The following is a 23,641-nucleotide window of genomic DNA, read 5'->3' on the forward strand; positions in this document are numbered from 1 at the left end:
GAACAATCTAATGCCGAGCAAGAATCTTAAAATTTTGTGCGAAAATCGTCGAATTTTAAGGAAGCATATCGAGATACGCTGACGAGAAATTCGCGATTTGCAGCCAAAATTATAAGATTATGGCCGGCAAGGGAGATATTTTGATGTCAGATTCCCCGTTTAGATTGTGAACAAGCTCTTAATACTATATACTATCTCGTATGCTTTTGCACAAAAAACACCGAAAAGTAATCATGACCATTTGGTCAGTTTTAGGACTCCTCGTCATCGTAAGCATGGTGGCACTCTACTCGTTGCCATTCTTCCGCTAAATAGTTCGACAAAAGACATTTTCTTTGCTAAAAAGAGGTTAGTTTTGTGAACAGAAACCAGGGGAATTTTGAGAGCCAAAAGGCCGAAGGGGGTACCATGCCACAAAGGATAACGGTTGGATCAAACGCAGTGGAGGCTATAATTCTTGAAGTTCCGAATTATAGACCGGGATATGCTGACGATCTCCAGGAGAGGATTGACAAACAACTTACCGAAGGCAGACCCTTTGAAGGAGTGGTGCTGAGTTTCTCCAACCATCTCAAGTCCCACCTCTTGTCGAATAAACACAGGAGCTATGGCCTCTCAGAACCAACTGGCTATGCTGGACGTCTTGGGGTTGCTTTTCACTTTTGTCTTTGTCTTTGCGAAGGTCTGAAATTCATCGCCCTTCCCATCAACGATGGTCCAGAGATCATCATCGTACATTGCGCCGTCAGCGGACTTTTTAAACCCGGTGAAGTGGTTCGGACCGAATACATTTGGGATTGAGGCTAAAATACATAGCCAGCCTGTGCCCGGAGAATTAACTTTCTCCGGCACTTTTATTTTTTGCCACGTAAGCGAGGAATAGTTTTTAGAAACCCGCGCACGCCGGGCTGGCATGGTCTTTGTGGTGTAATTTTTGCTTCGGGCAAAAACTATACCACAAAGCAGCCGGCGCCCAGCACAAGGAAAAACCGCCGCTGGCGGTTTTTCCGGGTTTCTCAAAAACTGTTCCGAGTGATCACTTCATCATCTTCAGGAACACCTCGTGTGAAATATCCACGCTCCCGCGTGCTTTCATTTTCTTTTTTCCTTTCTTCTGTTTTTCGCGAAGCTTCATCTTTCGAGTAATGTCTCCGCCGTACATATGCTGGGTAACATCTTTTTTCATTCCTGAAAGAGTGCGCGAGGCGATAATTCTCCCCATCGCTTTACCTTGGATTTTCAACGTAAACATCTGTCTCGGAAGAATTGAGGAGAGTTTTTCAACCGATTTTTCCGCTTCTTCTTCGACACGCCTGTGAGAGACAACACGAGTGAAGGCGATCACCGGTTCATCCGCAACTAAAATATCAAGCCGAGTGACATCCGCATCTCGGTAGCCTTCAATTTCATAGGAAAGCGAAGCGTAGCCGGAAGAAACGCTTTTTACTTCATCAAAAAAGTTTCGCATGAGTTCGCGAAGCGGCATTTTTACCCCGATCGAACTTCTGCCTTCTCCGAATGTCTCGGTATCCCCCACTTCAGCTTCGTGTTCAAAAAGAATCTGCATAAGCGGGCCTAAATATGTTGAAGGAGTAATGATACGGAGATTCACCCAAGGCTCTCGCACTTTTATTACATTACCATCATCAGGAAAAAATGAGGGCGAATAAATCATTTCTGTTTTTCCATTTTTGAGCGTCACTTCGTACGTAATCGAGGGAAGTGTCACCACAAGTTCGAGTTGGAACTCTCGTCGAAGCCTCTCCGTAATAATTTCCAGGTGAAGCATTCCCAAAAATCCGCATCGAAACCCGCGCCCAAGCGAACCCGAAGATTCCTCTTCATGTGAGAACGAAGAATCGGAAAGTCGAAGCCGAGAAAGCGCCTGGCGAAGCTGGTCAAAATCATCCTGGCTTTCGGGGTAAATAGACGCCCAAACAACTGGTTTCGGAGTGAAATAGCCAGGCAGAGCCGGTAAAGGCCTCTTTTCGAGGGCTATAGTGTCTCCTACAGAGGCGATGCCCGGCTTCTTGATTCCAGTCACTATATAGCCGATTTCCCCTGCAGAAAGCGATTCTCGAGGTTCCTCTTCAGGGCTGAATATTCCTACTTCTAGTGCGATAAATCGCTCGTTTGCAGCACGGAAAATAAGAGAAGATTGTTTCGAAACACTTCCATCCATCACTCGGACATAGACGATAACTCCTCGATGATTATCGTATTGAAAATCAAAAACAAGGGCTCGGCAGTTATCCCCAGCAAATTCTTCTTTTGGTGGTGGAATTCTCTTTACAATTTCTGCAAGTAGATTATCTGTCCCCTGTCCCGTTCGACCGGAAACTTCAATCACTGAATCTTCTGAAACTCCGAGAAGCGTCGCCAGTTCCTTTTTTACTTCCGGAATTCTTGCGAGCGGAGAATCTACTTTTGTAATGACAGGAATAATAGTAAGCCCTGATTCACGCGCCATGGAAAGCGTAGTTAAGGTCTGCGCTTGAACGCCCTGTGTCGAATCAACAAGAAGAAGCGAGCCTTCAACTGCTTTGAGTGCACGAGAAACTTCATACGAAAAATCAATATGCCCAGGGGTATCAATGAGATTTAAAATATACTTTTCTCCACCGAGAGAATATTCCATCCGCACAGGCTGCATCTTAATGGTAATTCCCCGCTCGCGTTCAAGCTCCATCGAATCAAGCACCTGATCCTGCATTTTGCGCTTTTCTATGGTGCCCGTAATTTCCAAAAGCCGGTCGGCAAGCGTCGATTTCCCGTGGTCAATGTGGGCAATAATTGAGAAATTGCGTATGTGTTTCAGATCCATTCCGTGAATACTAGCAGAAAATCGAGAATTTTCCAGCTTTTTAAACAGAGGTCTCTTCAATCACGATCTCTTTTGTCTTCCAGAATTTTCTATGGAACGTGTCCCACACCTCTTGAAGCTCGATACTCCCAAGAAGTTTTAAGACGGCCACACAAACTACAAGACCGATAATTCCCGCCAGAAATCCTTGAAGAAAAACTCCGGAAAGGGTGTTCAAAGAGAAAAAATTGCTGAATATATTAAGACAAAAATAAGAAACCGCTCCCATAATGACCGAAGCTGAAAGGCTTTGGAAAAGAGTTTGAAAAACGGGTTTTGTAAATGCCGGGAAATCAAACTGGAAATCGATCCAGTGAATGATCATGTTGATGGTGATTCCGATTGAGAACGCAAGCGGTAAAACAAGGACAGATGTCCCAGATAGACCGTCGACACGAAGCAAAACTTCAATAAAATGCTTCGCGAGCGATTCTTGAAGGAAAAATTGAGAAAGCAAATATCCAAATAACACGACACTGCCCGCACTCAAAACATTGATAATGAGGGGTTTAATAGTCTTCCCGCGCGCATAATATGAGCGAACAAAAAGAAGCATGAGGCTTTGCGAAATGGTGGAAAAAGCAAATAGAGCAAGGCTTGCGGCGGTAAGACGAGTATCGTTCCAGTCAAAACGCCCAGTTCCCAAAATAACTCGGACGATTTGCGCGCGAAGGACAATAAACAAAACGGCGACGGGAATAGACCAAAAAATAATATGCTTGGCGGAAGTTATCATCTGGTCGAGAAACTCGCTATGGTTCCCCGCTGAGAAGGAACGGGTAAGAGCGGGAAAAGCGGCAAGCGAGTAGGAAACGCCGATAATCGAGAGCGGAACAGATTGGAGATTAAATGAGAAGTTAAAAATAGAAACCGAACCAGCAGACATAAATGACGCAAGGGAGATAAGGAAAAATTCAGCAATTTCGTTTGAGGAGGCCGTGAGCGTCCGAGGAATTGAGAGAAGCGCTACTTCTTTGATCGATTGAAAATGAACCCGAAGTGAGAGTCTTGGAAATAATTTATGCTCAATCAAAAAGGGAATCTGAATTGCCATATGGAGAAATGCACCCAAAACCACACCATAAGAAAGTCCAAGAAGTCCGAACATGGGATAGAGAAAAATAACCCCGAGAATAATGCCAATGTTGTAGAAAAGGGGGCTTATAGCGTAAAGGAAAAATCTTTTGTGGACTTGGGTGATGCTTGCGAAGAAATTGGAAATACCGAGAAAAATCGGGGAAAGAAGCACAATGCGGGTCATCGTAATGAGTTTCGCAGTATCGGCGCCATCGAAACTCGGGAAAAAAATGTGAATAAAATACGGAATAAGGGCATATACGATAACGCTTATCGAAACAATGAAGATGAAGAAAGCCGAAAATACAGCATCAATAAATTTTTTCCCCTCTGCTTCCCCCCTTTGCATTCTTTCAACAAGAAAAGGGATGATGACAGAAATAGAAACAACCGAGGCAACGGAAGCGAAAATAAAGTCGGGAATACGGAAAGAGACGTAATAGAGATCGAGACTGTGGCTCGCGCCGAAAGAATAGGCAAACAAGCGGTCACGAAAGAGCGCCAAGACTTGAGAGAGAAAAGCGAAAATCCCCAGAAGATATGCCGCCTGATGCAGGCCCGTAATTTCGCGATGAATAAATCGTAAGATATTCTTTACCATTCTTTCTTAAGGCCAGTTCGGACGAGCTGTAATAAATTATTTCTTTGGCGTAGGCGATGGTGTGGTTTTCGCAGCTGGTGCGGGAGATTTTTCTGCTTTCAAATTCTTGAGAAGGGTCACCACATCCTGATTATCAGGATTCGTCTTTTGGATTTCAGTGATTTGAGTAATAGCATCGTCTACTCTGCCTACCTTGTCATAGCTAAGGCCCAAAAAGTATCTGGCGTTTGCGTACGAAGGATCAATGATGACCGCTCGCTCCAAAACTCCTATTGCATTATCATACTTTTTTGCATTGTAATAGAGAACGCCGAGCTGGAAAAATATTTGGGAATTATTTTGCGCAATAACCGCCGCATTTTCAAAATCAGGAATAGCAGATGCGATATCGCCTTTTTGGACTTCTGCCTGGCCTCGGAATACATAGCCATCAATAAAGTTCCTCTTCAAGTTCAAAGATTTACCGACATAATCGAGAGCATTCGCATAATTTCCGTTCGCGAGCTCAAGACGCCCAAGAAGAAGCGGAATCGAGGGACTTTTTGGATTGAGCGCTACTGCCTGGGTGTATGCGGCTCGCGCAGTTTCGTATGCACCGGAAATTTTGAGAGGAATGAGGGAAGAGTAAATATTTCCGCGCAAAATCCAATTTTTGTAATCTCCGGAGTTTGCTTGGAGAGCTTTATCAGCGGCATTAAGCGTATTTTGAAGTGCGGAGTCAAAAGCTTTTTTATACTCTTCATCGGAAAGCTTGTCTTTTGTATTTTGCACAGCAAGAAGCCTGTTCAATCGGGCAACCCCAATATCAGCGAGAGCTCGGTAGTAAATATCCTCTGGCGAAATGGACGCCGCGCGGACGATATACCCTTCTGCGATATCAATATTTCCCGTTGTGTTGAACGCGTACGCGCCCCGCTGAAACATTGCCATAGCGACAAATTTCTTTCCGTACACAAAACCGAGAAATACCGAGAGCACAAGAAGAAGCACGCAGAGCACTTTTACCAGAAGAGTGGAATTGCCAGAATTACTGAACGAAAGATCTTTCTTTTCAACAAGCCCGACACTCGAGAGAGAACCAAGGAAAAGACCGCTGAAAAGGAAGCTCAAAGCAAATGTTGTAATGCTTGGGACGTAAAATACATTTAACGCCCAGAAATAAAGGGAAACAACAAATGAGGAAAGGATGAAGTAACGGAAGAATGGATCTTCAGGAAGAGAGCGGAGAGATTTGATTCCCCTCTTCACAAAAAAGACAAGGAACGCGATCCAAGCGAGAAAGCCGATAATTCCTATCGTTACAAGAGAAGAAAGTACGAATCCAAAACCGTAAACGAAATCAGTGTCCCAGAAAACGCTCGTATTCACCGTATCGGGCTTCGACATAAGCCACTGGTTCACGAAACGATTCGGGCCGATACCAAATATCGGTTTTTCTTTAAGAGTTGATACTCCGAGATCATAGGTTGCCTGAAGAGAGGGTCGTACTTCAAGATTCTGAATACGAAAACGATTTGAAAGCATACTACCTATTGAATCAGAGAAGAAAATACAAAGAATAGCAAGCACGATTACTAATACAGAGGGGAGAGAAGAGCGCACCATTTTCTTCATTTTTCCAAATGAAGCAGGCATATCTTCGGAAGAAGGTGCGGGGAAAGCAGTTCCTGATCCTTTTGTGCTTTGTTTATCAATATAGGCGGCGATGAAAAGAAAGAGAGCGGAAGCGATTCCCAAAACTGCCCAGAGCATAGGAAAATTAACTAAAAAGACTATAACGAGAGAAAGGGCAAGAGCAACTACAACTGCCCGCTTGAAAAATGTCGAGGAAGGGAGAAGTTCAAGGAAGAAGACCGAAAGAAGGGTTATCGCGCCAGCAAAAACGCCGAGATCATTCCATTTACCGACAAGATTCGAAGTTATATCGCCAAAAATACTGAATGAAAGAAAGCTTGCTCCGCCAAAAAGATGGAGAACTTGGAAGAGGGCGACCAAAAGAAACGAAGCGAAAAGGGCGATATAGAAGTTGAAAATCGTTTTCTTAGTAGAGAAAACATTTGTCGCCAAGAAAAAGAGAATAAAGAAGATCGCGAGAGATCCGAATGTGTCAATTTCGGGACCGATGCCAAAAAGCGATTGTTTTACAAATCCGAGAGAAGATACGAGAGTCACAAGAAGGACAAGTGCCAGAAGAGCTTGAGAGAAATCTTTTGTATATGAAATTTTGCCTTGACGCAGTGAAGATACTGCCCAAGCAATGAAAGCGAGAAGGGTACAAACTGCTAAGAGAACATGTTTACTGAACGGAAATGTTGAGAAAGATGCTGGTAAGAAAAATACCGGCAAAAGAAAGGTGAGACCGAGAAGAAGGAAAACCGGCGCCTTCTCCAGAAAGGCAGAAACTTTCGGTGAATTTGGCATCATAATTGTAAGATACTCGCTACGAAATAGTTGATAATGGCTCTATTATATAAAGGAAATATAAAAGTAACAACTGGGGACAGAGAAAAACCCACCGATAAAGGTGGGTTTTTCATGCTTTGTACCTATAAGCCGAATTCTGTAATCGATAGGTATTTATCTGGGATACGAGTTGCCTCATACCTCGAGCGGCACTCCCTCTTGCGAGGGCACGGCCTTGCACAGAAGTAAGGATTTAGCCGTTGCACTTCCGGTGTTGCCATCGGAACTCGCCCCGCCCTCCTTGCGGAGGCCGGGGCGCCTCGCTTCTTCCGAAGCTCGGCGTCTCTGTTCGCACCTCGCGGATTGCTCCGGACGGGCGTTACCCGCTACTCTTGCCCCGCTTGCGCGGGACTCTGTGTTCGGACTTTCCTCTATTTAGTTGCCTAAACAGCACCTATCCGATACAAAGGCTTCGCTATTATATCATAACTTTCTCAAACACGCAAAAGCGTTCTCTCGAAACAAATTCTAAACCAGTAAGTATAAGCGTCAGGATTTTTCTTTACATCCGCTCGAAGCGCGTCTGGTATAATCCATTTGAAATCTTCTGCTTCTTCCGGATTTATTTTCACTTCCCCCTCGAAATGCCCCAGAAACACGTGATCAAATTCATGTTCTCGAATTCCGTGATCTAGGTCTGCTTTGTAAGTAAAACTAAAAACTTCCTTGAGCGAACAATCAAAGCCCATTTCCTCTTTAAGCCGGCGATGTGCAGCTTTCTCCGTTTCTTCGCCCGGCCGAGGATGACCGCAACAAGCATTTGTCCAAAGCCCTCCTGAATGGTATTTACCCTTCGCTCGCTTTTGGAGAAGCATCTCGCCTTTAGAGTTAAAGACAAAAATAGAAAAACAGCGATGGAGTTTCCCTGCCAAGTGTGCAGAAAGCTTCTCTTCCTCTCCCACGGGCTCGTCTTTCTCATTGACCAGTATGATATGTTCTTCCATGAGGAAGTATTGTAATATGGTAGAAAGAAAATAACAAAAAACATTGTCATAATGGCAAAAATCCAACAACCGAATATCGAAGAGATACGGATGAAAACGGACAGGACGAGACAAATTCTCCGTCTTCTTGCCTTCCTTTCCATCTGCATATTTTTCCTTTTAGCAGTAGGAAAATTCTTTCTCCATAGAGAATATTTCTCTTTCCTCTCCTTTGTCGCAATCTTTTTGGGAAGCCTCCTCGTTGCGGATTTTCTTTCGGGAGTAATGCACTGGGCCTTCGATACTTGGGGTTCTTCAAAAACATTTCTTGTCGGCCCGCTTTTCATCCGTCCATTCCGCGAACATCATGTAGATGAAAAATCGATCACTCATCATAGCTTCATCCAAGCGAGCACCAGCGGCACAGCGACCGTCATCCCTGTCTGCATTGCTGTTCTTCTCATTCCGCTCACTGGAGTAATCTCCTACTCAATACTCATGTTCGTCTTTCTTATCTCGGTTTTTGTTTTTTTAACCAACCAAATCCACAAATGGGCGCATATGGATAATCCCCCCGCAATCATTCGATTCTTGCAGAAAACGCATATCCTCCTTCCCCAAATAGATCACCATATTCACCACATCGAGCCGTTCACTCAAAGCTATGCGATAACAACAGGCTGGACAAATCCGTTTTTTACCAAGTTTCAATTCTTCAGGCATGCTGAAAAAATAATCACGCGTATCACCGGAGCAATCCCCCGCGCAGATGATATTGGGGTTGAAGCTGCTAAAGAGCTTATGGAGAAGGGGAATTAGAACCCTCCTTACTTACCTTTTCAGGTGCCGAAAAGAAGAATCAAGCTGATACTCTGGTATTCCTAGTAAAATACCGTATTGAGTTGCTTCGTCGTATTGTTCCTTACTTTTTCTCTCTATATAAAAAACTTTATTGGGGAAAATAATATAGTGATTATTTTCATTCTTAAAATCTGCGTACCAAGAGCTTGCGTGGCTTTGGTCGAAAGAGGTGCTTAATTTTTTTGTAATTTCTTCTGCCTTATCTTCAGAGATTTCGACCTTGTGAAGAGTCCATTGTTTCAGCCACGGAGTTTGATGCTTTTCTACAACATCCTCAACTTTTGTACTCAAAATTTTAATGTCTTTGAAAACATCTTTCTTCGCCAAACTCTCCTCAATAATAGTGCCTTTATAATTCATATTTAAATTTACGGAGAGTGAAAAATTCGAAATTACGTCCATTGCGGAGAGAGAGGGATTCGAACCCTCGATACCCTTTCGGATATACTACCTTTCCAGGGTAGCCCGTTCGACCGCTCCGGCATCTCTCCGCAATAAAAACAATCTATACAGTCTGCACTAGGTCACAAGTATTTTTCTGCTGAAAAATCTCGCGACCTCGTCTCCTGTCGTCACAGTCCGACTTTAAACTCTCATAAAATGAGAGTTTAACACCATGCGAGCCCCTCCGTATTCTTTATTCTTATACTTTATAACCTTCTACTTTACAACTTTATAACTATTTATCTACCACCTTCCGCTCGCGCCACCTCCGCCAGAAGAGCCTCCGCCGAAACCTCCAAATCCCCCTCCACTTCCACCAAAACCTCCTCCACCCATACGTCCTCCCCCAATCCACCATGGCGGTCTCCTTCCAGTAGTTTTGCTTTTTTCAAATTGGCGAGAAGCGATAAAATCAAACAAAAGCCCGAGCGGAATAAGAGCCGAAAGAGCGATGAGTCCGATATAGAGAAAACCAAAAAATGCAATAACAATGATTCCAGCAACACCCCCGATCACTCCTCCCAACCACCAAGATTTAGATCTGCCCAAGATAGCACCGAGCCAAGATACAACGATAAACCCGATTACAAAAACAAAATTCAAATTTAAATTCAAGTTTGAATCCAGTTGAGCGTCCGATTCTTCTGGTATAACATCGGTATTGCCACCTAAAGCGCTCATAATCGCATCCGCCGAATTTGAAATTCCGCCCACATAATCTCCGTTTTTAAAGTACGGAATAGCGATTTTCTGAATAATTCTATTTGCAGTAGCGTCCGGAAGATCTCCTTCAAGTCCATATCCGACTTCAATTCTTACAGCCCTATCGTCAATCGCTACAAGAAAAAGTACGCCGTTATCTTTTTCTTTATTCCCAATTCCCCACGCTTGGAAAAGTTCTACCGCATAATTTTCGATTACGTCTCCGCCAAGATTTTGCACTATGACAACACTCACTTCATTTCCGGTTTGCATAGCAAAATCTTTCAGTTTCGTTTCAAGAGCTGTTTTCTCGGCGGGAGCGAGCACATTTGCAAAATCATTTACAAATCCAGTCGGATTCCCGGGCGAGGTAAAAGCATAGGCTGTATGGACAAAGGCCAAAGAAAAGAGAGCGACCGAAATAAGCCCGAGAAACCTTCTAGACATAGATTTCGTTAGAATGAAACCTTGGGAGCAGTCTCTGCACCAGTTGCGGATTGAAAATATGCATGCTCGCTGAAGCCGAAGATTTTAGCCATAATTGAAGTTGGAAATGTTTTTACTTTGAGATTGTAGGTCTGCACGAAATCATTGTAGCGAGTTCGCTCCACAGAAATTCGATTTTCGGTACCTTCAAGCTCCGCCATAAGCGTCTGGACAGTGTCGGAAGATTTTAATTCCGGATAATTTTCGGTAATCACGAGAAGCCGTCCCAAAGCAGATTCTACTTCTCCAGCTGCTTTCGCTTTGTCATCCACGGTCTGTGCTCCTGCATAATGAGTACGAGCGTCTGCAATAGCGGTAAACACAGCCTGCTCCTGCTTCATAATTCCCTTCACTGATTCAACAAGATTCGGGATGAGCTCAAAGCGCCTCTGATATTGCGTCTCTACTTTCGCCCACTGGCTATTGATTCCCTCATTTGCAGTAACAAGGCCATTATAAGAAACAAAACCATAGAGCAAAATAATGACGACGATAACAATTGCAATAATCCATCCTTTTTTCATAGTTTGAAAATTATCCTCTAATAGTGAATAATTCTATCATTCCCCCAGAAAACTGCCATACCGGTTTCTTTATCGCGAAACCCTGATTTTCTGTTAAAATAGCGAAGTGTCATTGACGAAATTAAAAATACTTTTGGGAAATGATATGTTTCCGAGCATTACACCGCAAGAGGAACTGTGGTTGCAAACTCTTGCCGTCCCCAAAATCGGAGATGTTATCGTGTTTGAAAATCGTCTGGGAATGAAGATAGCTCATCGGCTCGTCCATCGAGTGGGCAATTATTATTTCACCAGAGGTGACACCTGCAAGATCATCAATTTCCCATGCAGAAAAGAGAAAATTCTGGGAGTAGTCGAGGGTAAAAATCGGAACATAAGGGTCAGTCTGTTTTTGAAACTAGGGTTAGATATATTCCTGCTCAATTATCTCATCTACGAAACTTTGCGCGACGTAAGGAGAAAAAATCATTTTTTACTTCTCACTCTTGTTTCCCGCTATTTGGCACCCCCACCCTTACCATTCATTGGAGCACCAAAGTAAATTATGAAAGCCTATTATCGCGTTCATTCCGTCGTATTCAAGATTGTTCACAAGAAAGACAAACTTTTCAAGTGGCTTCATGACGAAATAAAATACTATCAGTTAATGGAACCGGGGTCTTCTTTTGACTGTCTCCTCACTTTACGTCCCGGCAGGCGCAAATTTACATTACCAAAGAAGGCTGTATTTTCATCTGCCGATGAGAAAGGAAGATTCATGTATACTCTGGGCAATCTTCTTTTTATTCTCAAGGATAAGGAATTCTTAATTTCAGTTGATTACCACAACGAAGAGATAACAGTCGACTATGCAAAACCGCAAAAAGAGATATATGAGATAGTACGGGCCATGGTCAAATGGGGCTTTATCAAATCAGCCGAAGAAAAAAGAATGGCCTATATCCATGCCTCGGCCGTCCATTATAAAAATAAAAACATCATCTTTACCGGAGATACAAACAACGGCAAGTCTTCCTGCGCGATGCGGCTTCTGCGTGCGGGCGCTACATTAATCACTGACGATTCCATACTTATTGACGGAGATGCACTGATCCCCTTCACGTTTAAGACGGCCGTGGACAAAGATTTCGCCAAACGATTTAAAGTAAAACAAGAATTTCTCGATATGGGATCACGCTCTGAAGAAACTAAGACATATCAAGGAATAGACATATGTATCTTCCTTCATATTTGGAACAGCGAAACCAGCAAAGCAGTAGATATATCATATGAACAGGCCCTTTTGAAACTAATAAGAATCTACAAAAAAGAAGTGCGGATCACCACGTGGCATAACTGGGATAAAAATATGGCAGAGAATTCCAAATTAGTTTTCGAGAAATATTCAGAACTCTTGAAAAAAGCTAGACCGATTGAATTTTATGCCGGTCATAACGAACAAGAAGTGAGGAAATCGCTTCTTGATTGCATAAAGAAAAGAAGTAATACAAAAACATGAAAGTAGATGTTATTCTTCCAACATACAACCGCCGGGCGAGTTTGGAGAGGTGCCTGGCTGGACTCCAGGCACAAACACATAAGGACTTTGAGGTCATCGTGGTTGACGATGGATCTCGGGACAATACAGAGAACTTCATCCGATCACAGAAGTCTGATTTACGCCTTCATTATATCCGACAAGAAAATAAAGGTCCTGCAATGGCGAGGAATGTCGGCATTAAAAATGCTACTGCTGATTATGTGGCTTTCATTGATGATGATTGCATTCCTGAGAAGGATTGGCTGGAAGAGCTCGTCAAAGCCCTCTCTTTAAATCCAGAATCTGCGGGAGTGGGGGGCTTCGTCGTGAGACAAAATAATGATCTTATATCTCGCTATATTGATCACTCGGGTACGATCTCCCATCGCACTTTCGGCGAAACAGTCATCATTTTGATAACGTGCAATGCTATCTTCAAACGTTCTATCCTCGAAAAAGAAGGGGGGTTCAATGATGCGCTGCGGCATGCCGAAGATGCAGAAATGTCTTTGAGATTAGTGAGAAAAGGCTACCGTTTCGCTCTGGCTCCACTAGCTATAGTAAAACATGATCACCCCCGCACTCTCCGGGCCATCTATAAAATGTATGTCTGTTACGGAAATGGAATCACTACCATGGTGAGCAGAGAGAAGGACAGTAAGCCATTGGGAAAACCTTTTTATCTATTGCTAAAAGACCTGCTTTTTGTGCCACACATATACATGGGTTCAGTAAAAAGAAATTTTCGGGTAAGCATCAAAGACAAAATAGCTTTCTTCTTTCTGGAAAGAGTAAGGCTTTGGGGGCACTACAAAGGTACAACATCGAAGCCGGCTACCCACACGTCTAGAAGATAAAAGCAATTTCGTTCAGAGATCAAAATGAATCCCCGGGAAGTATTCAGGCAGTTTTTCGTTTATAGTCTAAAGTAATGATCTTTTGTTTTGGATTTAAAAGAGAAGCGAGAACATTAAAATTTCCGCAGTACACATTGAATCTTAAAAATCTTCTTGTATTAGACAATAAATATAATTCAACTAAAGAGTCCTCGAGCGATGCTCTGGAGCGATAAATGTTCCTTGCCCAATCCTTTTCGCTGTCATGTTTAGCTACCCACTCATTCTTTGGATAGGTTATAACACGTCCGCCGAGCGCCGCTACTAACATCTTTTCTGTTTTTTTTGAATCAGTAGCTAAGAAAAATTTTGTCCCCCGATTTTTTGATGCGTACGCCCGGAGCATTCGTATCACCTCAATATTACTGGGCATATTTTTGGAGATCCAAGAGGGCAGATCAGTCCTTCTCAAATGAATACTAACCGTATGGGAATCAAAATTGGATTCGGAAAATGTCTTTATTTTGTCGAGAAAGACTTTCCTTGGCTTTAATTTTCGTATATAGCCGATAAGTTCCGGCTCTTTCTTTTTCCAAAAGGTTCTGTACAAAAGATTTTGTATTTTCCTTGAGGGATAGACGACATTGCCGTAATTCAAGATGGGGACTTTGCGCTCATCTATCCTTGTATTTACAATTTTTATGTTTTCATATGGCTCAAATAGATCTTCGAAATCTGCCGCGCACTCGGGACTATTAAGCCAAGAGAAAACCAACTCTCTTTTCAATAAGCGGCTGAGGCGCAACCCGAGCGCAAAGCTGAAGATCCTGTAGCCAAGACCTCCGCTTGCCCCCATCATAATTTCCCTCTTTGCAGACATTTACATTTCTAGAAGATAGATGCCCATGGCGCCAATATCCTCTTCCCAAATGTCTTTGACCTCCGGTTTTTCGTATTTAATTTTCTCTTTGGTATCAGTCATTGGAGATAATAATTTCTTTTTTAAGAGCAACTTCGACAAATTTCTTTAAATCATCGTCTACATTTTTAATATCGTAGCAATTCTCACCTATGATTTTTTGTAATTCACGAAATCCGAATGATTTCCCGGTATTCTGCCAGAGCAACTTCGCGACCCTGTTCAACTCCATCATCTTGCCATCGTTTATATTGAACAACAAAAGCTTGTCTTCGTTATTCTTTTCAATAATATCCTCATTTTTTGTATATCTTTTCTCCATAGGGAATATTTGAGTAATTCATTTTACCCTATTCTTTTCCAAATTGTAAAGTTCACGCGAACTGTGTGTAAGAGCTCATTGGGTCCATCTGAAAGACGCGATCATCTGCTGATACAAAGCATCAATCAAACTTCGATCAAATGCCCGGATCGTTCCCGAAGGATAGTTGTCTACGTTAGTACTGTGGAGAAAAAGTCTCACGCCATAACAAACAGTATTATGCAGAGTCGCGTAGGCATTTTGGACATACATGTTTCCAGCTCCTGCATCACCCACCATTCCTCCTTTCCACGCAATACTGCCAGAATTGATATCGGGTAGCTGTTTCAAAAGAGGATCACCCAAAAAATCTTCCGGAGTGCATGCGACTTCCCCTTTCGTCTCAATGCTTATGTAACTATCCTGTGAAAGATTGGTGCCAGAAGTAAGCGAAGTGGGAAAATGGAAAATAATTCCCTGAATAAAATCGCCTGTCACCGGACTTTTCCCGCTTTCATCGACTCGAAAATCTTGCGGATATTCTACGATATATCCTGATTCGTCACTTCGATACTCTGTAAGAAGCGCTGGTTTTGTCGGCAGAGGTGTTATTGCAGACACGCTCCCACCAAACACAATCGAGCTTAAAATCTGCTTCAAATAGAGATGCCCCTGTTCTTCTTCGACGCTGAAATTCGGATTCGTCCAATCAACTCCGCGCGAGACTAGCGAAAAATCATAAATTCCAGTCTTTCGCACCGCATAATAGTGAAGACTTAAAACCCCTTCGAAAAGGCCGGTCTTAATGAAATAGAAAGTATTTTCACCTATCGTCACGGGCTTGAATTCAGAAAAAGATTTCGGATTGGCCCCGCTGCCGTCGTAATAAGTGCTGGCTATGAGCGTATTCTCATAATCTGCGTCCGAATCTGCAATTTTAAGAATGCGGATTTCTATATTGTTCGAATCAGTAAAACTCACAAGCGCGCCGCTTCCCGAAGTTCTCGCAAGCACTGCAGGATAGAGAAGCGAGAAACCATATTGCTTATTTTCATAGGTCAGATACTTTGCATCATTTGCGGACGGAAGCGTATTTCCTTCTATAGTATCAGCATCCGTACCGCCGGTTGGCTCTGGAGTTGGACTTACCGCCCCTCGATGAGAAAGATAATATCCTCCGAACCCTCCCAAAAGAAGAGCGACAAAAATGATGATACTGGCTATTAAATTTTTCTGATTCATTTTTCTTTTTATTCATCTCTTCCGTGGAGAGCGACCGCTACCGCGAGACAGAGAAAAGCTATATGCTCGATAGCATCAGTTGACATAATACCGCCTACAAACATGACTCCAATAATCCAAAGACTCGCGTAGAAAGCAACCCAAGAAACCTTTTTGCCAATAAGGAGAAGTATTGCTACCAAAAGATCACTTACGCCGATAAACACAACGAAAGAGGCAACGCTTACTGGCAAAATTCCCGCAAGGAAAGAACCTGAAACAAGCTCTTTAAACTCATCGGGCGAGCCGAAAGCTGTTATGGAGTTCGCCAAAAAAGCAGCTGCGAGGCCGAGGCGGAGGAGAAACGAGATCCTTAAAAATTTTTTCATGAGAAAAAAGATGAGTTTATAATGAGAATATTATACCATAGCACAACACCGTCCCTGTGGACGGTGTTGTACTTCTTTATAACTTTACAACCTTTAACTTTATAACTTTCGTTTAATACCCCATTCCTCCCATATCTGGCATTCCGCCTCCCATTCCAGCGTGCTCCTTTTTTTCTTCCGGTTCATCGGCAATTGCAACTTCTGTTGTGAGTAAAATTGCAGCAGCTGATGCAGAATTTTCAAGCGCAGTTCGAGTCACTTTTACCGGATCCACAATTCCCGCTTTGATCATATCGTCTACATACTCTCCCTTAAGCGCATCAAATCCGAAATTTACTTTTTTTGCGAGCGCGAGAGCAGAAACAGAACCATCTTTATTTCTGTCCTTGCTGTCAGCAAAGGGATTTTTTACTTTGTCGATAATGACAGAACCATCGCCATGACCGGCATTGATTGCAATCTGCCGAAGGGGGGATTCAAGAGCGTTAAGAACAATACTAAATCCGATTCTCTCTTCATCTGTTGGAAGTGCTGGCATTGCGGAAAGTTTTCTCAAGGTTTGAATATAAGCCACTCCTCCTCCAGCTACAATTCCCTCTTCAATCGCCGCTTTTGTAGCGTTCACAGCATCTTCAATTTTCAACTTCAAATATTTCATTTCCGTTTCTGTTGAAGCTCCCACTCGAATAACAGCGACTCCGCCAGAAAGCTTTGCGATCCGTTCATCAAATTTTTCCGAATCATATTTTGAATCAGAATTCGCTTTTTGTTTCTTAAGCTGTGCAGTGCGAGCATCAATCTCTCCTTTCTTCCCTTTTCCTCCGACAATCGTGGTCGTATCTTTTTTAGCAATCACTTTATCTGCTCTCCCAAGTACGGAAAGTTCAGCATTTTCAAGCTTCACTCCAGTATCTTCAGTAACAACTTTTGCGCCAACAGTAACAGCAATATCCTCGAGCATTTCTTTTTTCTTATCTCCATACCCAGGAGCCTTCACAGCAAGGATATTAAAGGCGCCTCGCAATTTATTTAGCACAAATGTCGTAAGTGCTTCACCGTCCACATCTTCAGCGATTATCACAAGCTCTTTCTTTCCTGCTTGAGCAAGTTTTTCCAAAAGTGGCAGAATTTCTTTTACTGTCGAGATTTTTTTATCAGTGATGAGAATCGGCACATCTTTGTGTTCAGCTTCCATTCTTTCAGAATTGCTGATCATGTAAGGGGAAACGTAGCCCTTATCGAATTGAAGTCCTTTTACTACTTCAGATTCGATGCCGAGAGACTGTGATTCTTCCACCGTTACAACTCCGTCCTTCCCAACCTTCTCTATAGTGTCAGCAATAATAGCTCCCATCTCTTCTGATTCAGCGGAAATAGTCGCAACTTGTTTGATTTCTTCTTTTGTTTTGATCGGCTTAGAAATGTCTTTGAGAGCTTTCACTACTGCGTCTTTTGCCTTTTCAATTCCCATTCTCACTCCCATGGCATTGACCCCCATAGTAGTATGCTTCATTCCTTCGGTAATGATTGCTTGGGTCAATATAATAGAAGTGGTTGTTCCGTCTCCGGCAACATCATTGGTCTTGGAAGCTACTTCCTTCACGATTTCCGCTCCCATATTCTCAAATTTGTCTTTGAGCGTAATTTCTTTTGCAATGGAGACGCCGTCGTTCGTGATTGTCGGTGAGCCATACCCTTTATCAAAAACAACATTTTTGCCTCGTGGGCCGACAGTGATCTTTACTGCATTCGCGACCTGATCCACTCCGCTCTTCAATGCTTTTCGCGCTGATTCATCAAATAGAATTTTTTTACTCATAGTATTAATTCAAAATTGCTGATATTTCTGATTCTCGAACAATCACATATTTTTCTCCGTCAATTTCAACCTTGTCTCCCCATGAATAGACAACGGTATCGCCAATTTTCACTTTCATTGGAATAATTTTGCCATCTTCAAATTTTCCGTCTCCAATAGCAACGACAACGCCCTTTTTTGTAGATTTATCAGCATCAACCGATTCTGGAATGAAAATACCAGAGGTTGTTTTGGTCTGTTTTGCCTCCTCTTCCCGAATAAGCACTCGGTCCGCGAGAGGCTGAATTTTACCCTTCGAATCCTTCTTTGTAGCCTTTTTTGCCTTTTTTTGTGCCATATATGTGGAAATTATTGGATAAAATAGCGAGAAAATGGAACTTTTCCAGCTTCTCTAGCAGGGGTTAATTATAGTTTTCGCAAGACCAAAGTCAACAAAAAGCAGTAAAGAAAGTTATTCGGGTTTTGTTATAACATCAAGAGCTTTTTCCATAGCTTCGGGAATTTTTATTCCTCTCCCCGCTTTTATATCTTCCTCGACGAATTCCCTGACCATTTTTTCATATTTTGTTCGCATCGTTTCCTCAACCAATACTGATTTCAAAAATTCATCAGATTCAATAGCTTTCGGTATTCCCTCATCGGCTTGTTGCAATTCTTCATACCATTTATCCGGCCAACTAGTTTCCTTTGCTGCCTTCTTGGCAACAGATGGTATTTTTTCCAAATGCCCAAGTATATCCATTTGTAGTTTTGTAAAATCTGTTACCCTGTCATCTTGCACTCTCTTCAAAAGAGTCTGAAGTGCCTCGAGGCGATCATTGGCAGAAGTATGCACTGCACCTGTTTTTACCTTACCGATAATTAATTGCAGTGTGTGCACTGGCAAAGCGATTTTTCTTGAGACAGCATCTTTTATTTCTTGTGTCTTTTCTAATCTCCTTTTTTCATTCGCGAATACAGCTTCCGCTTCTGCTCCGGTAACCTCTATAGTTTCGCTTTGGATCTCTTGCCATCTATAATCTCTCATTGCATCGGATTCCCATGAAGTGAGAATAAAGAGAACTTGATCTTGAAATACTTTATTTCTTTCGCGATCCAGAAATGGTGCATTGTTCACCGACGTAAATCTTTCCGGCATTATATTCCGCACCGTATCAAGAGAAACAGGGTGTGCGACATTGATAAAGGATCTATCCAAACTATCTTTCGTCTGAGATAAAGAAGCGGCGATAATAAAATTCTGCGCGGACACAGCTGATCTCTTATCCATTAGAGCAGAAGAATAGTCTCGAATAAAACGCATTTCCTCACCACCGTCGCCACCCCGAGTGGAAAAAGCAAGTCGTTCAGGCATCGCTTCAAGCAAGATAGCAGTTATTTCATCAGAATTTATTTTTTTCGCCTGTTGTGCAATTTGATCCAGGCTGAGACCTTTCCCAAAGCCAGGTATCCACCTTTGAAGCATCGCTATCATATGATCAAATGACGCTTTATTTACGGCATATTTAACAAAAGGTTTCTCATCGTACCATTGACGATTTTTTGGGGCAAAACATTTTGGGTCTGAAATATACTCTGCTAAAATACGTATCCGATACATTACATCCGAACTCTGGGTAATTCCCTGTCCCTCAAAGAATCTTTTGAGGTCGTATATATGCTGGTCATCATTCAGAATACGATTTTCCCTAGTAATAGCCGCGAAGGCGAGCCCAGCTCCAAGTTCCCCTCTTTTTTCAAATGCCATGACAGCCCTGGCGACGCATGGTTCAATCCGAAGTTGATTTGCAATTTTTTCAGCAATGATTCGTTCTTCTTTTGCCTTTTGATCTTCTGGGGGAATTTCTTCCGAAGGTGGAGAATCCGGTTCATTGATGCTCTGCCTAATATTTTTTTCATCAAGACCTTCAATGTCAAGAAACGAAGCAAATGATTCGGGTTTAGGAGCAGCTGTCGGCTTTCGCATTTTAAAAGAGTATTTCTCATATTTTTTAATTGGCGGTCGAAACGGAGCCAAATGGCTTTTTCTCTGAGAATTGCCGGGGTCAGAGGATACTTCACTCGTTTTCTGTGGCGCAGACGGAGAGACATAAGAAATCTCCGTTCTTTTCGCTTCAGTTTTTTTCTCTTCCCTTTTCGTTGTGAGCCGATAACAAGTTCCTTCAGACTCAGCAAAACTGGCACGTCGTAATGCTTCGGCTGAATCTATGGCGTAACCCGAAAAACCCGTGGATGTATCTATAACTACATCAAATTTACGGCCAATACCAGCAAGATCTCCTCCGAGCGAAGAAATAACAACCCGTGGCCAACGATTGTTTTCTTTCCCCGGCAAATACAAATCAAACTGGCTCGCCAGTTTTTCATCAAGAGGTAAATTATTAGAAAAAACGACAATATCTTTCCTTGTAAATCCATAGTCGGACACAGATTTCCCTCTATAGAGCTTACGCTTGTCACTTTCTTTCTCGATTTTTCCCTTCAAAGATTCAGCAACATCATCTGATGGGACAAAAATAATTATCGTTTTTTTCGGTGCCTTCTCCACGTCATCATTGGAAACAATATCAATAACAATTTCAACGGAACGCTCTATACTATGACTTCCTTCCGATTTTTCATAAACAACTTCTTTTGGTTCTTTCGGAACGCCAAAGGAACGCCCATCGTAATAGGTCTCTGAATCATAACCACAATTCAAAGCTCGAACGAGTTTTTCCGTGCCTTCTTTAGAACGCGCAATAAACACAGTTGGAGACATGCCATATTCACCCCGTTGTTTAATAAAATCAATGAGTTCTTGGGTGTATTTGCTTCTACTGTCAGCCGCATCGATTACTACCGCACCAACTAAATTACCTTCCATCCTGCCGGCGGCAAGATGCTTATGCAAAGACCCAGTCGTGCTAACAATCATTCTTGTATTTTCCGAAAGACTTTCACCTTGACCAGTACTATAGCCGACGTTATTCCCAATAGGATTTTTTGGATCGCCAATCGCCGATTCTAGATACGCCAAACGAATTGCATCTTCTGCAGATTGAGTCGCTATTGAAACATCTCGCTTTTCAGGAAGAGCCACGAAGTTTGTCTCATGAGATTCATGTATTTGTCTGCGCATCGCTTCGGCAATGAGAACCGCTTCACGAGTGGATCCTTGATACACCGCTCTATAACGACCCTGAGGTGGACATATCTCTTGCCAATGTTTAATTTCCTTTTCGACCTCTTCTCGAGCGCCGATTTTTTCTCGTAACTGTTCTGGCCAGCCACGCTCGAACATTTGAGGAATTTGAGGATCTCTGGCAGATGAGGATTGCGACCAACTTGGATCTTTTTCCATATATGCTCAATAATATCAAAAGCTCAACAAAAAATCCCGCCGAAGCGGGATTTTTTGTCTTTTGGGAACTTACTAAAATTAATTAGTAGTTTCCTCGAGGAGCACGTGGAGCGCGAGGTTCCATAGGTCGAGCCTCATTTACGGTGAGGGTTCGTCCATCAAGTTCCTTGCCATTCCACATGTTGATTGCAGCTTCTGCACCAGCATCGTCAGACATTTCGACGAAACCGAATCCTTTTGATCGGCCAGTCATCTTGTCCATGATGATAGTAGCTGAAGTAACTGCACCTGCTTGTCCGAAAGCATCTTGCAATGCTTGCTGACTTGTAGAGTAGGAAATCCCACCTACGTATAGTTTCTTAACCATGTAGCAAATGTATTCTTCTAAAAATGTTGTAAGGCGACCTTCTCTATCGCTTGTTTGCCGAAACACTTAAAGTGCATCTGCTACCAAAACTTATGAGAAAACTCTTACAATGGGTATTATACACCTTTTGCGGAAAAAAGCAAGCCCAGGCACCTAATTTAGGTGCCTGGGCAAGTCTCGAGCGGAAAACATACTATATATGTATGTTTTCCGCCTCCTTTAGATTCTCCATCCATTCGTCGTAAAACGGGCTTTCCTTTTTCCACGGCTTTACAGCAAATCCCGCGAAATGGAGGACTGCTTGCGAAAAATCTTTGGGAGAATAGGTTGGAATGTCATTTTGTTCCTTTGCCATTGTATCTATTGCAGAGAACCCTTCTCTTTCCACTTTCTCCATAATTTCTTTCGTCTTTTCAGGAGATAATGATACGGGCACAAAATGATTATATGTTTCGGGAAGCAGTCCCCAGTTTCTATAAAAATAAAGATTGAAAATTGGCTGTTCGCCGTATTTGCTAAGAATGGCAAAATCAGAGATCAAAGCCGAACAGATATCAAAAGAGTTATCTTTGATTATGTCGCTCGAAAAGGTGAAGACCCCAGTATTGAATGACCTCTGTCTCAGATCAAACTTACTAGTGAGATTTTGGAAACAAATCTGTTTTTGCCCATCCCACTTCTTCGGCTCAAAAAACGGATGGGTAAATTGATGGGAGAGCGGAGCGGCATTCATATCTTCGGTTGCCCAAAAACCTTTTAATTTGGACAGCTCCTGGAGCGAAGAGCGCACCATAGTGTCGGCATCTAAAAAGACGATGTGTTGCCATTGCCGGAAGAAAGGGGTGAGAAGATAAAATTTCCCCAACACAGACGGATGACTATAGATACTACCTCGGATAGAAAGAAAATTGGAAACGTGGTGAATAAAGATATTTTTTTCATTAAACCACTGAAGTTCTGGAGCATTTTCTGGAACTTCGTAGGCGATAAGACAGTAATCTCCCTGCCAGCTTCCTCTGCGGTGAGCGCTCCCAAAAAGCTGTTTCGCATGTTCGAGAAAATTACTATCAGCAAGCGTTACTAAAACAGAGTCTTTCATAGAGATTAATGGTGCCTTTGTTAAAATCATATCTCAAGAGATTCGGCTTCCGCAAGATTTTCTTTCCATTCGTCATAAAACGGACTAGTCTTATCCCACGGCTTCTTCGCTAACCCAGCAAAATGGACGATACTTGCATCTTTGGCATGTTCGATATTCTCGGAATCACTTCGAGTTGCAGAAATAAATCTATTGAATTTTTCTGGTAAAGGATCCCAATTTTTGTAGAAAAATAAATTTAAAATCGGTTGGTCGCAATACCGCTCTATCAAGTAATAGCACTCGAAAAGTTCGGAAATGCGGGCAAATGTATCAGGAAGTACGAGGGATGATGGAAACGACAGCACGCCTGAATTAAAAGAAGGAGTAGAAAGATCAAAGTTTTTCTTCAAATCTTTGAGCATATTTTCTGTTACCGCATCCCATTTGAAAGCATCGAATGTCGGACTAAAAAACTGCCGTTCAAGCGGAGCATTTTCCATGTCATATGATGCAGAAATACCTTCCCCTGCCGAAAGCTCTTCTAGAGAAGCTCGAACAATAATATCCGCATCAAGAAAAACAATTTGCTTCCACTGTCTAAAAAAGTTGGTGAATAGGTGAAATTTTCCAAACTGCGCGGGTAGACGGAATACTCCACCATCTTGTTTTTTCAAAACTGGCCAGGGACAGGCGTGGATGAAAATGCCTTTTTCTCGAAACCACAAAAGTTTTTCGTGGGGCACATCGCAAGCGATGAGTGCGAAATCACCTTTCCACTCGCCTTTATGATGCGCACTTCCAAAAAGCTGTTTCGCCTGGTCGAGGAAACTGGAGTCAGCGAGAGTTACGAGAACCGAATCTTTCATACCGCTATATTTTCAGAAAACGGGAAATTGCGCAAG

The 23,641-nt window shown here is 42.6% G+C and carries 21 protein-coding genes, 1 tRNA gene, 1 other RNA gene and 1 pseudogene; 5 read left to right on the forward strand and 19 right to left on the reverse strand.

Annotated elements, in window-relative coordinates:
* The first annotated feature begins 408 nt into the window (after positions 1-408).
* Entirely contained in the window at positions 409-801 is a 393-nt protein-coding gene (locus tag PHS53_02385; protein MDD5356973.1) for a hypothetical protein, read from the forward strand.
* 235 nt (positions 802-1,036) lie between these two features.
* Here the strand turns inward: PHS53_02385 and lepA are convergent, their stop codons facing one another.
* From lepA to idi, 5 genes are all read right to left on the reverse strand, one after another.
* On the reverse strand, positions 1,037-2,824 hold the full coding sequence (gene lepA / locus PHS53_02390) for a translation elongation factor 4 (GenBank protein MDD5356974.1): 1,788 nt from the start codon (positions 2,822-2,824) through the stop codon (positions 1,037-1,039).
* A gap of 40 nt (positions 2,825-2,864) precedes the next feature.
* Positions 2,865-4,541, reverse strand: a complete 1,677-nt coding sequence (locus PHS53_02395) for a lipid II flippase MurJ (GenBank protein ID MDD5356975.1) — start codon at positions 4,539-4,541, stop codon at positions 2,865-2,867.
* A gap of 36 nt (positions 4,542-4,577) precedes the next feature.
* On the reverse strand, positions 4,578-6,965 hold the full coding sequence (locus PHS53_02400) for a tetratricopeptide repeat protein (protein ID MDD5356976.1): 2,388 nt from the start codon (positions 6,963-6,965) through the stop codon (positions 4,578-4,580).
* 109 nt (positions 6,966-7,074) lie between these two features.
* An RNA gene (rnpB, locus tag PHS53_02405) (RNase P RNA component class A) lies at positions 7,075-7,414 on the reverse strand.
* Positions 7,415-7,438: 24 nt separating this feature from the next.
* Positions 7,439-7,948 carry an isopentenyl-diphosphate Delta-isomerase gene (gene idi / locus PHS53_02410; GenBank protein MDD5356977.1) on the reverse strand — a complete coding sequence of 170 codons (510 nt, stop codon included), beginning with the start codon at positions 7,946-7,948 and terminating at the stop codon, positions 7,439-7,441.
* A 51-nt stretch (positions 7,949-7,999) separates the two neighbouring features.
* On the opposite strand from idi, the gene PHS53_02415 reads away from it, so the two are divergent.
* A complete protein-coding gene (locus PHS53_02415; GenBank protein MDD5356978.1) occupies positions 8,000-8,746 on the forward strand; it encodes a fatty acid desaturase CarF family protein in 747 nt (248 codons plus the stop codon).
* A 12-nt stretch (positions 8,747-8,758) separates the two neighbouring features.
* On the opposite strand, the gene PHS53_02420 is transcribed toward PHS53_02415, so the two are convergent.
* The 4 genes from PHS53_02420 to PHS53_02435 form a co-directional block, all read right to left on the reverse strand.
* Positions 8,759-9,148 (reverse strand): hypothetical protein, encoded by a 390-nt coding sequence (locus PHS53_02420; GenBank protein ID MDD5356979.1) that lies wholly within the window; start codon positions 9,146-9,148, stop codon positions 8,759-8,761.
* A gap of 44 nt (positions 9,149-9,192) precedes the next feature.
* Positions 9,193-9,279 (reverse strand) — tRNA-Ser (locus PHS53_02425).
* A gap of 196 nt (positions 9,280-9,475) precedes the next feature.
* Positions 9,476-10,381 (reverse strand): TPM domain-containing protein, encoded by a 906-nt coding sequence (locus tag PHS53_02430; protein ID MDD5356980.1) that lies wholly within the window; start codon positions 10,379-10,381, stop codon positions 9,476-9,478.
* 8 nt (positions 10,382-10,389) lie between these two features.
* Positions 10,390-10,944: a LemA family protein gene (locus tag PHS53_02435; GenBank protein MDD5356981.1), complete on the reverse strand. Its 555-nt coding sequence runs from the start codon at positions 10,942-10,944 to the stop codon at positions 10,390-10,392.
* A gap of 106 nt (positions 10,945-11,050) precedes the next feature.
* Between PHS53_02435 and PHS53_02440 the strand changes: the two genes are divergently transcribed.
* The 3 genes from PHS53_02440 to PHS53_02450 are packed head-to-tail and all read left to right on the forward strand — an operon-like array spanning position 11,051 to position 13,320.
* Entirely contained in the window at positions 11,051-11,485 is a 435-nt protein-coding gene (locus PHS53_02440; protein MDD5356982.1) for a S26 family signal peptidase, read from the forward strand.
* A gap of 3 nt (positions 11,486-11,488) precedes the next feature.
* Positions 11,489-12,442, forward strand: coding sequence for a hypothetical protein (locus PHS53_02445; GenBank protein MDD5356983.1), 954 nt, complete (start codon positions 11,489-11,491; stop codon positions 12,440-12,442).
* Entirely contained in the window at positions 12,439-13,320 is an 882-nt protein-coding gene (locus PHS53_02450) for a glycosyltransferase family A protein (protein ID MDD5356984.1), read from the forward strand. The genes PHS53_02445 and PHS53_02450 overlap by 4 nt, the downstream gene beginning before the upstream one ends.
* Before the next feature lie 43 nt (positions 13,321-13,363).
* On the opposite strand, the gene PHS53_02455 is transcribed toward PHS53_02450, so the two are convergent.
* The 10 genes and pseudogenes from PHS53_02455 to PHS53_02500 form a co-directional block, all read right to left on the reverse strand.
* On the reverse strand, positions 13,364-14,179 hold the full coding sequence (locus PHS53_02455; protein MDD5356985.1) for a hypothetical protein: 816 nt from the start codon (positions 14,177-14,179) through the stop codon (positions 13,364-13,366).
* Between the two features lie 94 nt (positions 14,180-14,273).
* On the reverse strand, positions 14,274-14,540 hold the full coding sequence (locus tag PHS53_02460; GenBank protein MDD5356986.1) for a hypothetical protein: 267 nt from the start codon (positions 14,538-14,540) through the stop codon (positions 14,274-14,276).
* Between the two features lie 75 nt (positions 14,541-14,615).
* Complete coding sequence (locus PHS53_02465; GenBank protein MDD5356987.1) at positions 14,616-15,761, reverse strand: hypothetical protein; 1,146 nt, start codon at positions 15,759-15,761, stop codon at positions 14,616-14,618.
* An 8-nt stretch (positions 15,762-15,769) separates the two neighbouring features.
* On the reverse strand, positions 15,770-16,129 hold the full coding sequence (locus PHS53_02470; GenBank protein MDD5356988.1) for a hypothetical protein: 360 nt from the start codon (positions 16,127-16,129) through the stop codon (positions 15,770-15,772).
* A gap of 112 nt (positions 16,130-16,241) precedes the next feature.
* On the reverse strand, positions 16,242-17,948 hold the full coding sequence (groL, locus tag PHS53_02475; GenBank protein MDD5356989.1) for a chaperonin GroEL: 1,707 nt from the start codon (positions 17,946-17,948) through the stop codon (positions 16,242-16,244).
* Positions 17,949-17,952: 4 nt separating this feature from the next.
* On the reverse strand, positions 17,953-18,285 hold the full coding sequence (locus tag PHS53_02480) for a co-chaperone GroES (GenBank protein ID MDD5356990.1): 333 nt from the start codon (positions 18,283-18,285) through the stop codon (positions 17,953-17,955).
* Positions 18,286-18,399: 114 nt separating this feature from the next.
* Positions 18,400-21,291 (reverse strand): hypothetical protein, encoded by a 2,892-nt coding sequence (locus PHS53_02485; GenBank protein MDD5356991.1) that lies wholly within the window; start codon positions 21,289-21,291, stop codon positions 18,400-18,402.
* A gap of 100 nt (positions 21,292-21,391) precedes the next feature.
* Positions 21,392-21,658: pseudogene (locus PHS53_02490) on the reverse strand (RNA-binding protein).
* 193 nt (positions 21,659-21,851) lie between these two features.
* A complete protein-coding gene (locus PHS53_02495) occupies positions 21,852-22,757 on the reverse strand; it encodes a glycosyltransferase (GenBank protein ID MDD5356992.1) in 906 nt (301 codons plus the stop codon).
* 26 nt (positions 22,758-22,783) lie between these two features.
* The gene (locus tag PHS53_02500; GenBank protein ID MDD5356993.1) at positions 22,784-23,605 is read right to left on the reverse strand and encodes a glycosyltransferase; all 822 of its coding nucleotides are present in this window, start codon (positions 23,603-23,605) and stop codon (positions 22,784-22,786) included.
* Positions 23,606-23,641 lie beyond the last annotated feature (36 nt).

Source organism: Candidatus Paceibacterota bacterium (assembly GCA_028714635.1).
Lineage (GTDB): Bacteria > Patescibacteriota > Minisyncoccia > Phycocordibacterales > JAQTLZ01 > JAQTLZ01.